This window comes from Rhizobacter sp. Root1221 (genome assembly GCF_001425785.1).
Classification (GTDB): Bacteria; Pseudomonadota; Gammaproteobacteria; order Burkholderiales; family Burkholderiaceae_C; genus Rhizobacter.
Genome location: NZ_LMDI01000017.1, coordinates 65,184 through 79,250, shown reverse-complemented (window position 1 = coordinate 79,250; position 14,067 = coordinate 65,184). Strand labels below are relative to the sequence as shown.

At 68.0% G+C, this 14,067-nt stretch carries 14 protein-coding genes and 1 tRNA gene; 9 read left to right on the top strand and 6 right to left on the bottom strand.

The annotated features are described in order from the left end of the window. The first annotated feature begins 73 nt into the window (after positions 1–73). A complete protein-coding gene (locus ASC87_RS14240; RefSeq protein ID WP_056662913.1) occupies positions 74–1,225 on the top strand; it encodes an IS481 family transposase in 1,152 nt (383 codons plus the stop codon). Between the two features lie 494 nt (positions 1,226–1,719). Here the strand turns inward: ASC87_RS14240 and ASC87_RS14235 are convergent, their stop codons facing one another. Together ASC87_RS14235 and ASC87_RS14230 are read right to left on the bottom strand one after the other, a co-directional pair. Then, positions 1,720–1,905, bottom strand: coding sequence for a hypothetical protein (locus ASC87_RS14235; RefSeq protein ID WP_056662853.1), 186 nt, complete (start codon positions 1,903–1,905; stop codon positions 1,720–1,722). 120 nt (positions 1,906–2,025) lie between these two features. Further along, a complete protein-coding gene (locus tag ASC87_RS14230; RefSeq protein WP_157604047.1) occupies positions 2,026–2,328 on the bottom strand; it encodes a hypothetical protein in 303 nt (100 codons plus the stop codon). A gap of 170 nt (positions 2,329–2,498) precedes the next feature. Here ASC87_RS14230 and ASC87_RS14225 point away from each other — a divergent pair. Further along, positions 2,499–2,573: transfer RNA gene (locus ASC87_RS14225), tRNA-Arg, on the top strand. Between the two features lie 4 nt (positions 2,574–2,577). Here the strand turns inward: ASC87_RS14225 and ASC87_RS14220 are convergent. Both ASC87_RS14220 and ASC87_RS14215 read right to left on the bottom strand, forming a co-directional pair. Then, positions 2,578–2,805, bottom strand: coding sequence for a hypothetical protein (locus ASC87_RS14220; RefSeq protein WP_056662847.1), 228 nt, complete (start codon positions 2,803–2,805; stop codon positions 2,578–2,580). 76 nt (positions 2,806–2,881) lie between these two features. Then, entirely contained in the window at positions 2,882–3,334 is a 453-nt protein-coding gene (locus ASC87_RS14215; RefSeq protein ID WP_157604046.1) for a hypothetical protein, read from the bottom strand. A 367-nt stretch (positions 3,335–3,701) separates the two neighbouring features. Between ASC87_RS14215 and ASC87_RS14210 the strand changes: the two genes are divergently transcribed. The 4 genes from ASC87_RS14210 (at position 3,702) to rocF (ending at position 7,926) form a co-directional block, all read left to right on the top strand. Then, entirely contained in the window at positions 3,702–5,201 is a 1,500-nt protein-coding gene (locus ASC87_RS14210; RefSeq protein WP_056662841.1) for a S41 family peptidase, read from the top strand. A 78-nt stretch (positions 5,202–5,279) separates the two neighbouring features. Beyond that, positions 5,280–6,035: a HesA/MoeB/ThiF family protein gene (locus tag ASC87_RS14205; protein ID WP_056662838.1), complete on the top strand. Its 756-nt coding sequence runs from the start codon at positions 5,280–5,282 to the stop codon at positions 6,033–6,035. Positions 6,036–6,080: 45 nt separating this feature from the next. Further along, positions 6,081–6,983 (top strand): TIGR00730 family Rossman fold protein, encoded by a 903-nt coding sequence (locus ASC87_RS14200; RefSeq protein ID WP_056662833.1) that lies wholly within the window; start codon positions 6,081–6,083, stop codon positions 6,981–6,983. A 28-nt stretch (positions 6,984–7,011) separates the two neighbouring features. Continuing rightward, positions 7,012–7,926 carry an arginase gene (rocF, locus tag ASC87_RS14195; RefSeq protein ID WP_056662831.1) on the top strand — a complete coding sequence of 305 codons (915 nt, stop codon included), beginning with the start codon at positions 7,012–7,014 and terminating at the stop codon, positions 7,924–7,926. Positions 7,927–7,931: 5 nt separating this feature from the next. Here rocF and ASC87_RS14190 read toward each other — a convergent pair whose 3' ends face one another. Together ASC87_RS14190 and ASC87_RS14185 are read right to left on the bottom strand one after the other, a co-directional pair. Next, the gene (locus ASC87_RS14190) at positions 7,932–8,441 is read right to left on the bottom strand and encodes a thermonuclease family protein (protein ID WP_082568629.1); all 510 of its coding nucleotides are present in this window, start codon (positions 8,439–8,441) and stop codon (positions 7,932–7,934) included. Further along, positions 8,438–9,880 (bottom strand): potassium/proton antiporter, encoded by a 1,443-nt coding sequence (locus ASC87_RS14185; protein WP_056662822.1) that lies wholly within the window; start codon positions 9,878–9,880, stop codon positions 8,438–8,440. The genes ASC87_RS14190 and ASC87_RS14185 overlap by 4 nt, the downstream gene beginning before the upstream one ends. A 173-nt stretch (positions 9,881–10,053) precedes the next feature. On the opposite strand from ASC87_RS14185, the gene ASC87_RS14180 reads away from it, so the two are divergent. Genes ASC87_RS14180 through ASC87_RS14175 form a run of 3 tightly spaced genes read left to right on the top strand, consistent with a single transcriptional unit; the run spans position 10,054 to position 14,056 of the window. After that, positions 10,054–13,032: an EAL domain-containing protein gene (locus ASC87_RS14180; protein ID WP_056662820.1), complete on the top strand. Its 2,979-nt coding sequence runs from the start codon at positions 10,054–10,056 to the stop codon at positions 13,030–13,032. Continuing rightward, entirely contained in the window at positions 13,029–13,202 is a 174-nt protein-coding gene (locus ASC87_RS31880; protein WP_157604045.1) for a hypothetical protein, read from the top strand. Before ASC87_RS14180 ends, ASC87_RS31880 begins: the two co-directional genes overlap by 4 nt. After that, positions 13,199–14,056 carry an HDOD domain-containing protein gene (locus ASC87_RS14175; protein WP_082568628.1) on the top strand — a complete coding sequence of 286 codons (858 nt, stop codon included), beginning with the start codon at positions 13,199–13,201 and terminating at the stop codon, positions 14,054–14,056. Before ASC87_RS31880 ends, ASC87_RS14175 begins: the two co-directional genes overlap by 4 nt. The last annotated feature ends 11 nt before the right edge of the window (positions 14,057–14,067 follow it).

Here is a 14,067-nt window from a genome sequence, read left to right as displayed (position 1 = left end):
CGGCCCGGCAGCCGAGTCCCTTCTTTTTCTGGTGTGTATGGACCGGGGACATGAGTGACAGGTGTGCGGGGACATGGTTGACACCTGTGGTCGTATTGGCCGCAGGAGGTGCAACCCATGCCCTGGAGCACATGAGTTCGTCACTTTGGCCCGCCAGGACGGAGCCAATCGCCGGGAGTTGTGTCGACGTTTCGGCATCAGCGCCCAGACTTGCTACAAGTGGCTGGACCGCTTTGAGCGCTATGGCGCTGCCGGCTTGGCGGACGTCTCGCGCCGACCAAAGTCGATGCCGTCGATCACGCCGCTGCCGCTGGCCGAGGCCGTTGTTGCACTCCGCCTTGAACATCCGGCGTGGGGTGGCCGCAAGATCGCTCGCCGGCTACAGGACCTGGGATTCGGCGAGATCGCGCCCAGTACTGTCACGACAGTGTTGCACCGGCACGGGCTGATCAGCCCTGAGGCGAGCGCAGCCGCCCAGCCCTGGCGGCGGTTCGAACACGAACATCCGAATGCGCTGTGGCAGATTGACTTCAAAGGCCTCATCAAAACTACCGCTGGCGGCTGTCATCCTCTGACGCTGCTGGACGATCACTCACGCTTCAGTTTGGCTATTCGTGCCTGCGCCAGAGAGGAAAACGAGGTCGTCCACAACCACCTGGTGCGTGTCTTCCGGACCTACGGTTTGCCTGTTCGCATCAATGCCGACAACGGCCCTCCGTGGGGCTCTCCGCGTGAACCCGGGCAGCTCAGTGCGTTGGCGTTGTGGCTGGTGCGATTGGGCATCCGCGTCAGCTACAGCCGGCCATATCACCCTCAGACAAACGGCAAGGAAGAACGCTTCCATCGTTCCTTCAAGGCAGAGGTGCTCAAAGGGAGGATCTTTGCCGACCTCCCTCACGCGCAGCGCGAGTTCGAACGATGGCGCCACGTCTACAACGATCAGCGACCTCACGAAGCGCTGGATCTGGCCACACCGAGCAGCCGCTATCGAATGAGCGAGCGCGGCTATCCAGAGCGGCTGCCTCCAATCGAATATGGCCCGGACGACATCGTCTCAACGGTCAGGTGGGGCGGTTCAGTCCGCTTCAAGAAGAAATACTTCAAGGTCGCCAAGGGACTTCAGGGGCTACCTGTAGCACTGCGCCCCGTCCCCAAGCGAGACGGCCTCTTCGAGGTCTACTTTGTCCATCAAAAGCTCGGGGAGATCGACCTACGGGAGTCCTGAGCTACCGACAATGTGTCAACCATGTCTCCGCACACCTGTCCACCATGTGTCCGGTCCACACACANCAAAAGCTCGGGGAGATCGACCTACGGGAGTCCTGAGCTACCGACAATGTGTCAACCATGTCTCCGCACACCTGTCCACCATGTGTCCGGTCCACACACTGGTGAAAAAGAAGGAACCAAGAAAACACCTGAACACCAGCTTCCTGGACCTTTGCTCGAGCGCTCCGAGTGGCCAATCCCCCGCGCGACCACTGTCTCCAGCGCCACCGTTACCTATCCCGCGCGCACGCCGTGCAGGCTCATCTCGCCTCGCTGCGCATCGGCTGGATCGGCGCGCCGAGGGCGAGCCAGCGAAGCGGCAAAGCCCCGCAGCGCGTGCGCCAGGAGAGCAAGCGCAGCGAGCGACAGATCAAGCTACCACCGAGCCCGGGTCCCCCGGGCGACCGTGGGCTCCCCCTTGGGGGGACCGGCGCGAAGCGCCGTAGGGGGCTACATCTCTAGCCGAAGCTGCTCCTCGTCCTCATGCGGAAGGACGGAGGCCAGGGCCATCTCGGTGGCAACGATCTCGTCCGCGATGCGGTCGATCTTCGGGCGGTTCCAGGCAGGGGCGGCGTAGGCCTCCTCCAACTCGGTGCGCAGGCGTCGGTACTTGCCAGTCAGTTCGTTGAATCCCATCGAAGTGCTCCTGTTGGGTCTCTGCTGCAGTGCAGTGTGACCCAAGTGGAAACCCTAGGATGTAGGACAAAGCCCGGCGTGGCGCCGGAAATGTTCGCAAGTGTTTGTTGTCGCCAGCGGTCAGCGCACGGTGCCGCCCACGAGCCCCCACGCCCAGCCGGCAACGGCCGGGGCGAGCAGCACCACGAGCAGCCAGACGAGCGCTTGGCGCGCCCACCGGGCTCGGCGGAACCGCAAGCGGCGGCCCGGACCGAGCAGGCCGTCCGACGAGGCAAACGAGACGTGGCCAGTGAGTTCGCGGCGCGCACGGGGTGGCGCCGTGTCGGGTTCTTCGGCCGCGCGGCCCGTGGCAGGCGGCATCACCCTGCCACCCACGGCCGACCAGCCCCGCCGCGGCATCCCCACCGCGATGTCGTCAGTCATCTCGATCTCCCCTTCGATGCGCCGGAACAATCCCGGACGCGAACCCAGTGTGAATGGCCCCGGCGGGCGTGCCCGTAGGCCCATGACCCAGCCTCGTGTCGGCGGATTCCGACACGTGCCTCGGCATTCCGTTGCCATGTGCTGGAACCGTGCGCTTAAAATGCGCGGCCCTCGCCGTAGTTCAATGGATAGAACGGCCGCCTCCTAAGCGGCAAATACAGGTTCGATTCCTGTCGGCGGGACCACCCCTCACCTGGGCCTCGGCTTCACCCAGCCCGACGGCACCAGCGGCAGTTCGTCGGCAAAGTCTTCCGCCGCTTGCTCGGGGTCCATGTCGCACCAGTGGTCGAACTCACTGGCGGCAATCACGGTGCTTTCGAACTCGGACAGCCGCGGCTCCAGGTCGCGCAAGGCGAGCACGAAGCGGCGCCGCCACTGCGATTCGAGGCACACGGGCAGGCGGAACCGGATGGCCATGTCGATCCCTCCAACAGACAACCCGGCAGATATGGCAATCGGCGTTCCCGCCCACCTGCGCCTCACGGCGCGGAGGTCAGGAGGCGCGTTGGTCGAACGAGGGAACGTCGCTGCCGAGCAGTCGGCCGATGGGGGCTTCGGTCACCGGGTCGGGCGAGGTACGGGGCTGCGGCAGCGCTTCAGGCAGCGGCGCCGGTTCGGTGGCCGATGCCGACAGGGCATCGCCGTAGGCGGCTTCGACGGACACTTCACCCACGGCCGAGGCAAACACGAGCTTGAGCATCCAGGCGATGCCGAGGAACAGGCCGATGCCGATCACGGCGAAGGCCGTGAGGAGCACCCCGTGGACCCAGGGGTCGGTGAACACGGAGAACCCGACGGCCGAGACGAGCCCGAACAACCCGACGCTCACACGGGCGCCCGGGCCGAGGAAATCGCCGATGGCAAGCGAGTAACAGATCAGGAACGCCACCGCGAACAGAAACTGCAAGACACCCATCGTTTCAAGACTGTGGTGAAGCTCGCTCATTTGATGCCTCGGTGGAACGTTGTGACACATCTGCATAGTGCCATCCAGCGCGAAGGCTGAACGTGACAAAACCCCCTGTTTTCCTCCGGTTATGAACGGTCCTCGCTGCGGACTTTTGCGCTGCGGTCAAACATCACGGTTTCTCGGCGAGGCCCCTCTCCCCGCGCCACGCCACCGATGCGCGCCGGCAACACCCGGCAATCCGGCAGAAGCCATCGGATGCAGCCCCCCGGATCCCGGTGCGTGAATCCACTCAAATGGGGTGAAACTTCCCCGTGTCTTCCCCCTCAAAACGGGGGTCCCGCGTCATATACTGAAATCGAGTTTTTTCCGTTTGCCGGTGGTCCCGGCCAGGAGTTGTTCATCTATGGGTTCGAAACTGAAAGTTGCCGGCTGGATCACGCTGGGTGCAGTGGCCGGTGCGCTGACCACCATGCAGTTGCAGGCAACCGCGCGCAACGCGGCGGTGCCCTACCCGCTCGATGAAATCCAGCAGCTCACGCACGTCTTCGACATCGTCAAGAACACGTACGTGGTGCCCATCGACGAGAAGAAGCTGATCACCGACGCCATCGGCGGCATGGTGTCCGGCCTCGACCCGCACAGCCAGTACATCGAGCAGAAGAACGTCCGCGAATTCTCCGAGAACATCACCGGCAAGTTCGTCGGCGTGGGCATCGAGATCGGCATGGAAGATGGCCTCGTGAAGGTCATCACCCCGATCGAAGGGTCCCCCGCGTTCAAGGCCGGCATCAAGAGCGGCGACCTCATCACCAAGGTCGACGACACCCAGGTCAAGGGGCTGACGGTCGAGCAGGCCGTCAAGAAGATGCGCGGCGAACCCAACACGAAGGTCGTGCTCACGATCTTCCGCAAGTCCGAGTCGCGCAGCTTCACCGTGCCCATCGTGCGCGCCGAGATCCAGGCGCAGAGCGTGCGCGCCAAGGTCGTCGAACCGGGCTACGCCTGGCTGCAGGTGCGCCAGTTCCAGAACAAGACCGTCGAAGACTTCGTTCGCCGCATCGAGGACGTCTACAAGGAAGACCCGAAGCTCAAGGGCATCGTGCTCGACCTGCGCAACGACCCGGGCGGCTCCGTCGCCGCGTCCGTGGCCATCGCATCGGCATTCCTGCAACCCGACGTGGTGATCGTCTCCACGAAGGGCCAGCTCGCGTCGTCCAAGTCGGTGTTGCGCGCCAACCCGAAGGACTACCTCTACCCCGAGGGCCGCGGCCTGCTGCGTTCGCTGCCGCCGGACCCACTGAGCAAGCTGCCCGATGCCATCAAGACCGTGCCCATGGTGGTGCTGGTCAACGAAGGGTCCGCCTCGGCCAGCGAAATCGTCGCCGGTGCACTGCAGGACCACAAGCGCGCACTCGTGATGGGCGCGCAGACCTTCGGCAAGGGCTCGGTGCAGTCGCTCATCTGCCTCAGCCAGGAACAGCAGAGCATCGACAAGTGCTCGGGCGCGGCCGTGAAGATCACCACCGCGCGGTACTACACGCCGAGCGACCGCTCCATCCAGGCCAAGGGCATCGTGCCCGACATCATGCTGGACGAAACCGCCGAGGGCCCGCGCTACTCCGCCCTGCACACCCGCGAAGCCGACCTCGACAAGCACTTGCAAAGCGGCCAAGGTGCCGAAGAGAAGGACATCGCACGCGAGAAGGCACGCGAAGAAGCCCGCAAGCGCTATGAGGAAGACGCCGCGAAGGCGGGCAAGTCGCCGCTGAAGCCGCCGCCGGAACTGGGCAGTCCGGAAGACTTCCCGCTGATGCAAGCGCTGAACCAGCTGAAGAACAAGCCGGTGCAGGTGTCCAAGACGGCCACCGAGCGCAAGCCGGAAGACGCGACGAACACGAATTGACCCTCTCCGTCATCCCGGCGAAGGCCGGGACCCACCGCCCCAGTGGGCCCCGGCTTTTGCCGGGGTGACAGCGTCCCCATGAACGACAACCAGCTCCTGCGCTACTCGCGCCACATCCTGCTGGACGAGGTGGGCATCGAAGGGCAGCAACGCCTGCTGGCGTCGCACGCACTCGTCATCGGTGCCGGCGGACTCGGGTCGCCCGTCGCGTTGTACCTCGGTACGGCGGGGGTTGGGCACATCACGATCGTGGACCACGACACCGTGGACGTGACGAACCTGCAACGGCAGATCGCACACAACCTGTCTCGCGTGGGGCAACCCAAGGTCACGTCGGCGGCACACGCCATCGCCGCCATCAACCCCGATGTCAGGGTGTCCGCGCTGCAGGAACGCGCCGATGCCGACCGGCTGGCCGAACTGGTGGCCCACGCCGACGTGGTGGTCGACTGCAGCGACAATTTCGGCACGCGTCAGGCCGTCAACGCCGCCTGCGTGAAGCACCGCAAGCCGCTGGTGTCGGGGGCGGCCATCGGCTTCGACGCCCAGGTATCGGTCTTCGATTCCCGCGACCCGGCGGCGCCCTGCTACGCGTGCCTGTTCCCGCCGGACCAGCCCGCCGAGGAAGTGCGCTGTGCCACCATGGGCGTGTGGGCGCCGCTCGTGGGCATCGTCGGCAGCATGCAGGCCGCCGAGGCGCTGAAGCTGCTGGCCGGGGTGGGCACGTCCCTTGCAGGAAGGCTGCAGATGCTGGACGCCCGCGACATGTCGTGGACCGAGATTCGCGCGGCGCGCGATCCCGATTGCCCCGTCTGCAGCGCCGGTCCGCGATAGCGGCCACGGTGGCCGAGAACGGGCCGGCGCGTTAAGCTGTCTCTCATGAACAAACGCTCCGATCTGACCGCTCGCAACTTCCCTTCCGCGCAGCAAGAAGCCGAAAACGTCGTTCCGCCTTCGCTGTACGACGCCCCTGAAAGCGCGTACCGCCTCGCGTTCACCGACACCGAATTCCTGCTCCGCCAGGAGTTGCGCCCCGTCCGCATGCAGCTCGAACTGCTCAAGCCCGAAATGGTGCAGCAGGAGCTCGGCATCCAGTCCACCGTCGTGATCTTCGGCAGTGCCCGCATCGTGTCGAAGGAAGTGGCCGAACGCCTCGTGGCCGATGCCACGTCGGCCGGCAACGCCACGGCGCTCGCCATCGCCAACCGCCACCTGTCGATGTCGCGCTTCTACGAAGAGGCACGCCGGTTCGCCCAGATCGTCACCACCCGCTCGCGCTCCATGACCACGCCGTTGTACGTGGTCACCGGCGGCGGCCCGGGCGTGATGGAAGCCGGCAACCGCGGGGCGTTCGAGATCGGCGGCAAGAGCATCGGCCTGAACATCGTGCTGCCGCACGAGCAGGCCCCGAACCCGTACATCACGCCGGAGTTGTGTTTCCAGTTCCACTATTTCGGCCTGCGCAAGATGCACTTCCTGATGCGCTCGATCGGGCTCGTGTGTTTCCCGGGCGGCTTCGGCACGCTCGACGAGATGTTCGAGGTGCTCACGCTGATGCAGACCGGCAAGTGCCGCAAGCGCCCCATCCTGCTCTTCGGGCGAGAGTTCTGGACGAAGCTCATCAATTTCGACTGGCTGGTGGAAACGGGCATGATCAGCGCGCTCGACCTCGAGCTCTTCAAGTTCGTCGAAACCGCCGAGGAAGCTTGGGGGTACTTCGAAGCCGAGTACGGCTTCGACCTGCCCGAGAACGACAAGGGCGGGCTGTCCGCCGACATCTGAGTCAGTCCGTCACCACCGGGGGCCCGCGATGAACCAACCCGTCAGCCTGATCGGTGCCCCCACGGACGTGGGCGCGGGCACTCGCGGCTCCAGCATGGGCCCCGAGGCCCTGCGCGTGGCCAACATCGGCCCCGTGCTCGCCGGGCACGGGCTCGACGTGGCCGACCGCGGCAACCTCGCCGGCCCGCCCAACCCCGGACTGCCCCCGGTGGACGGCTACCGGCACCTGCCCGAGGTGCTCGCGTGGAACCTCGCGGTGCACGACGCGGTGTACGCCGAGTTGCAGCTCGGCCGCCGCCCCATCCTGCTCGGCGGCGACCACTGCCTCGGCATCGGCTCCATCAGCGCGGTGGCCCGGCATTGCCGTGACACGAACCGCAAGCTGCGCATCCTGTGGCTGGACGCCCACGCCGACTTCAATACCCACACCCTCACGCCGAGCGGCAACCTGCACGGCATGCCGGTGGCCTGCCTCTGCGGCCACGGCCCGAAGGAACTGATCGAGATCGGCGGCCACGTGCCGGCCATCAGCCCGAAGTGGGTGCGCCAGATCGGCATCCGCAGCGTGGACAAGGGCGAGAAGGAATTCGTCCACGAGATGGACCTCGAGGTGTTCGACATGCGGTTCATCGACGAGATGGGCATGCGCCACACGATGGAACTCGCGCTGGCCACGCTCGACACCCACACGCACCTGCACGTGAGCTTCGACGTGGACTTTCTCGACGCCGACGTGGCCCCCGGCGTGGGCACCACCGTGCGCGGCGGGCCCACCTATCGCGAAGCCCAGCTGTGCATGGAGATGATCGCCGACACGGGCCGCCTCGGCTCGCTCGACGTGATGGAGCTCAACCCCGCGCTCGATGTGCGCAACGGCACCGCCGAGGTGGCGGTGGACCTGATCGAAAGCCTCTTCGGCAAGAGCACGCTGCGCCGGCGCTGATCCCGCTACCGGCCCGTGGCGGGCTGACGCTTGCCTGGCGGGCGCGGGCACGGCCCATGGTCGCGCCGGAACTGGCGCGGCTCGATCGCCGGTGCGGCGAACAAGCCACGGTGGCGCGTGCGGGCGAGGCGTTCTTCGTCGGCATAGGGCCCGTTGGCGCGCCGGTAGCCGGGGCTCCACGCGTGGCCCTGCGCCACGAGCCAGGCGCCGATGTCCTCGCCCCGCAGCCACACGGTGCCCACCACCCGGCCGTAGCCGTCGTGGGCGGACGAATCCACCGTCACCTCGCGGCGCAGCACCCGTGTGGCAAGGGCCTCGGTGGCCTCGGGGCCGCCGGCCTGGCAGCTCTCGGGCGCGTCGATCCCATACAGGCGCACCGGCACCGGCCGGCTGCCGTCCGGCCGCACCCACACGGTGTCGCCATCGGTGACGTGCGTGACCGTTCCCGAGAAGGCGAACGCCCCGGTCAGCCCGGCCAACACCGGGACCCACAGCACCCACCGGAATCCGCTCATGACCGCGCCAGCGTGACGCGCACCTGCGCCACCCCGTCCCCCTCGCGTTCTGTCACCTCGAACACCACGCCATGCCAGGTCAGCTGCGACGCGTCGCCGATCAGCGCCTCTTCGAGCCAGTCGCCCAGCGTGGACGACGCCTTTTCCGGCAGCGGCACCTGGAAGAAGTGGCACACATCGGCGAGCGGCAGGGACCCGTCGAGCAGCAGGTGCCCCCGCAGGCGCACCGGCTCCGCACCGCCCGCCTTGGGATCGGCCACCACCCGCAGCCAGCGGGCCGCCACCGACAGGAACGTGCCCTGCAGCAGCAGCGACAGCAGCACCACCGCAAAGGCCACGTTGAAGAACCGGTAGCTGCCCTGCACTTGCGCCATCAGCGGGAACAGCGCCAGCACGATGGGCACCGCACCGCGCAGCCCCACCCAGCCGATGAACAGCACCTCGCGCGGACTGAAGCGCATGGGCAGCAGGCAGAAGGCCACGGCCACCGGACGGGCCACGAAGATCAGCGTGGCGGCCACGGCCAGCGTGCGTCCCGCATCCTCGAACATCTGGTTGGGTGACACCAGCAGGCCCAGCAGCAGGAACAGCCCGGCCTGTGCGGCCCATGCGTAGCCGTCGAGGGCCGATGCGGCGCCGCGGGAGGCTTCGTCGGCCAACGCGCGCACCCGCACGCCGAAGAGGTACACCGCGAGGAAACCCGAACCTTCGATCAACCCCGCCGACGCAAACACCACGAGGCCGGCGGACAGCAGCATGAGGGCGAGCAGCCCGCCTTGGTGCGGCGCCCGGGCAAACACCGCCCGCATGAGCCAGGCCATGGCCCACCCGGCGGACAAGCCCACGGCCGCCCCGAACCCGGCTTGCCGCACCAGCAGCCACAGCGCATCCGCCAGGCCGCTGTCGGCCCGGATGGTGTCGATCAACGCGAGGGTCAGGAACACGGCCATCGGGTCGTTCAGGCCCGACTCCACCTCGAGCGTGGACGACACGCGGGTGTCGAGCTGCACCCCGGCGTGCCGCAGCACCGAAAACACGGCGGCGGCGTCCGTCGACGACACGATGGCCCCCAGCAGCAGGCCGTAGCGCCAGTCGACGCCCATCGCGGCCATCGCGGTGGCGCCCACGATGCCCGCCGTCACGGCCACGCCCAGCGTGGCCAGGCCGATGGCCGGCCGCAGCCCGGCCCGGAACGTGGCCACACGGGTGCTGAGGCCCCCTTCGAGCAGGATGATGGCGAGGGCCGCATTGCCGACCCAGGCGGTCAGCTGGGTGTCGTAGAAGCGGATGCCACCGGGGCCGTCGACGCCCACCAGCATGCCGGCCACGAGGAACACGAGCAGGAACGACAGGCCGAGGCGGGCCGACATCACGCCGGCCACGAGGCTCATCAGCGTGAGCAGGCCGGCCGCCAGGAGAATCAGGTTGAACGTGTGCATGGGCCACTGACCTTACCAGAGGGGCCGCCGGCCACGAAACCACCGACACGGTGTACGTAATTCACCGGCAAGCAGCGTCTCCATCCAGCACAGCAGCCACCGAGGTCACCTCACTGCCGCGGCCCCGCCACCTGCCGAAAACAAGGGCGTAGGACCCCGACCGGGAAAGCGCCATGAACTCGATCCTCTTGCTCCACGACGAAACCCACGTGCCCCGGACCCTGCGCGCCGTCGCCACCGAGGACACCCTGGCACCTCAGCAGCCCGACGACCCGCTGGACTTCCGCCAGGTGGTGGAGGAAACCGACGTCGGCATCTGCATCATCCAGGACGAGCTGCTGCAGTACGTGAACCCGAAGTACGCGCAGATGCACGGCTGGGCCGCAGGCGAACTCGTCGGCACCGATCCCCTGCGACTGGTGCCCCCGGACGCCCGCGCCCGCATCCGCGAGGTCCGCCAGTTGCGCAACGATGGCCTGCACCACGCCCCGTACGCCTCGCGCAGCCTGCGCCGCGATGGCACGGTGTTCGACACGCGGGTGTTCGAACGCAACATCGTCTATCGCGGCCGCACGGCCAGCCTCACGACACTGAGCGACACCAGCGAACTGGCCCGCGTGCACCGCGTGGCCAGCTGGCGCGCGCAGATGCTGCTCAGCACCGAACTGCTGTGCCGCAGCGGCTCGATCGAGATCGTGCTGGCGCACGCCGAAGTGCGCCTGTCGGCCGGCGCCCGCGCGCTGTTGCAGGCGCCGCCACAGTCCAGCCAGACGCCGCTGCGCCACGCGCTGCGCTGCATTCCCCGCGAAGACCGGGCCCATGTGCTGCAGCAGTGGCGCCGCGCGGTGCTCGGCAAACCGTTCGAATGCCACCACCGCCTGCTGCGTGCCGACGGCAGCGAGCTGCGCGTGCTGCACCGAGGCACCCTGGAGATGTCCGAGGGCGACACCCGCGCCCGGCCGGTGGCGATGCTGAAGGACATCACCGAGCAGGCCTCGGCACGCGACCGCATCGATCGCCTCGTGAACTACCACCCGGTGACCGGCCTGGCCACCCGCACGCTGCTGCTCGAACGCACCGCCCACGCGGCCGAGAACGCCCTGCGCGACCGCCGGTCGCTCGCGATGCTGTACCTGCGCGTGCCCGACGTGGACCGCCTCCACACCACGATGGGCCTGGCCTCCGCCGATGCGCTGGCCACCTCGCTGGCCGCCCGCCTGGTGGCCACGTGCAGATCGGAAGACACCGTGGCCCACCTGGGAGGCGGGGAATTCGCGATCCTGCTCGAGCCCGCACTCGGCGCCGAGGAATCCGCCGCGCTGCACACCGCCACCCGCATCCTCGCGACACTCGGTGCCCCCGGCACGCTGGACCGTGCGGAGTTCGTCGCCGAAGGGCAGATCGGCATCGCGCTGCTCCCGCGCGACGGGGTCAACCCCGCCGAGCTGCTGGACCACGCCCACACTGCCTGCGGACAAGGCGGTGCCCGCATCAACTTCTTCACCCGCGAGGTGGGGGAGTCGGCCGCACGGCGCAACCAGCTCGACGCCGCGCTGCGGCGGGCTTTCGAGCGCAACGAGTTCACGCTGCACTACCAGCCGCAGGTGGACCTGCGCGATGGCACGGTGGTGGCGGTGGAGGCCCTGCTGCGCTGGCACAGCGAGGCGTTCGGCAATGTGTCGCCGGCCGAGTTCGTACCCATCGCCGAGGAAAGCGGCCTGATCGTGCCACTCGGCGAATGGGTGTTCCGCACCGCGTGCCAGCAAAGCGTGGCCTGGGCCCGCGCCGGGCTGCCCACGGTGCGCATCGGCGTGAACCTGTCACCACGCCAGTTGGAGCAGCCGGACATCTCGCGGCGGCTGCAGGCGGTGATGCTCGAGACCGGCGCCAACCCGGCGCACCTCGGCATCGAGGTGACCGAGTCGGTGCTGATGCGCGACCTCGAACACGCGCGCCGCACGCTCAACGAGCTGAGCGCCATCGGCATGGAAATCTCGCTCGACGATTTCGGCACCGGCTACTCGAACCTCAGCGTGCTGCGTGCATTGCCCTTCGACGTGCTCAAGATCGACCGGTCCCTCGTGCACGATGTCACGGCGTCGTCCGCCGACGTGTCGATCACCCGGTCGGTGCTGATGCTGGCCCAGGGCCTGAAACTCAAGGTGCTGGCCGAAGGGGTCGAGACCGAGGGCCAGCTCAACCTGCTGATCTCGAACGGCTGCGACCTGATGCAGGGCTACATCTTCAGCAAGCCGCTGCCGCCGGCCCAGCTCGAACAACTGCTGCGCGAGGGCACCCGGCTGCCCGAGCGGCACCTCCAGCGCGGCACGCGCCAGCCCACGCTGCTGCTCGTCGACGACGAGGACAACGTGCACGTGTCGCTGCGGCGGTCGCTGCGGGGTGAGGGTTACCAGATCGTCTCGGCACGCAGCGGCCCCGAAGGCCTCGCGAAACTCGCCGAACACGGCGTGGACGTGATCCTCTCCGACCAGCACATGCCGGGCATGACCGGCGTGGAGTTCCTGCGCCACGCGAAGGCGCTGTACCCGGACACGGTGCGCATGGTGCTGTCCGGGCACACCGAGCTGCAGTCCATCACGGACGCCGTGAACGAGGGCACGATCCACAAGTTCCTCACGAAACCATGGGACGACGACCTGCTGCGCGACCACGTGGCCGAGGCCTTCCGCCGCAAGAACCTGTCGGACGAGAACCGCCGCCTGTCGGCCGAGGTGAGCAACGCCAACCTCGAACTCGTCCAGGCGAACGAACGCCAGCAACGGATGCTCGCGCAGCAATGCGAGCGCCTGGGCCTCGAGGAGGTGCGCGCGCTGACGGCACAGGACCTGATCGAGAACCTGCCCACCGCCTCGATCGGCATCGGCGCCGACGGCACCATCGTGTTCGTGAACCGGCAGGCCCGCCAGCTGCTGGCCGCGTCCCCCGTGCTCGTGGGCCGCGACGCCGCCGACGCGCTGCCACCCGACTGGATGAGCGCCTGGCACAAGCCCGACGGGCGCCACCGCCCCGGCCGGGTGGGGGGACGATCGTGCCTGCTGTCCTGCTCCCCGATGGACGGCCACGGCGAGCCCCGCGGCAACCTGCTGTCCGTGATCCCGATGCCGGACTACGACAAGGAATTTGCCGCATGAACCCGATGCTTTCCGCCCGCGCCGGGCTCGACGGGCTTTCGCCCACCGCCCAGACCCGCATCGACCACCTCTTCCGCCATTCGCTTCGCGCCGGCCGCATCCACCCGCTGTACCCGCAGATGCTGAAGTACCGCCAGGCCCGCGCCCACACCCCGCCGCAGCCGCGATGAACATGGCCTCGATCCTGCAGGTCACGGGCGAACAGGTGGCGGCCCGCGTGAAGGCCTTGCCACCGCTGCCTCAGGTGTGGCATGCGCTCGACAAGGCCTTGCGGAGCGACACCGCGTCGCCGGACCACATCGTGCGCCTCGTGGCCTGCGACGCGGGCCTCACGGCCGTCACGCTGAAGCTCGCGAACTCCCCGTTCTACGGCGTGAGCGGCCGCGTGGTGAGCCTGCGCGATGCGGTGCAGATCCTCGGGGTGCAGACGCTTTCGGCGGCCACCCTGACGGCCGCGGTCATGGCCCGTTTCGATCCGGCCGCCTGCCCGGCGTTCGACATCGCAGGCAGCTGGCGCCACGCGCTGGGCACCGCGGTGTGCGCGCAGTTCCTGGCCGAACCTCGTGGCATCGACCCGTGTGCAGCCTACACCGCCGGCCTGCTGCACGACATCGGGACGCTGGCGCTCGCCACGTCGTTCCCCGACGTGTTCAACGAGACGCTCGCGTGGGCCGCCCGGCACGACGTGCCGCCGATCGACGCGGAACGCGAGCTGCTCGGCATCGATCACGCCGTGGTGGGCGGGATGGTGGCCCGGCACTGGCGCCTGGCACCCGTCATCGCCGATGCCGTGCGCCAGCACCACGACGTGCCCGGCGGGCCGTCGGCCAGCCTCAACGACGTGTTGCACCTCTCGGACAACATCGTCCATGCGCTCGACGTGTCACATGCCGCCGACGACTTCGTACCGCCCCTCGACATCGGCGCCTGGGCGCGTGTGGCGCCCACGGCCGAGGAACTCGGGCGTGCGTTCGAACGCGTGGAGTCGCGCCTGATGAACCTCGACCTCGGCACGTTCCGCTGACAGGCGACCTG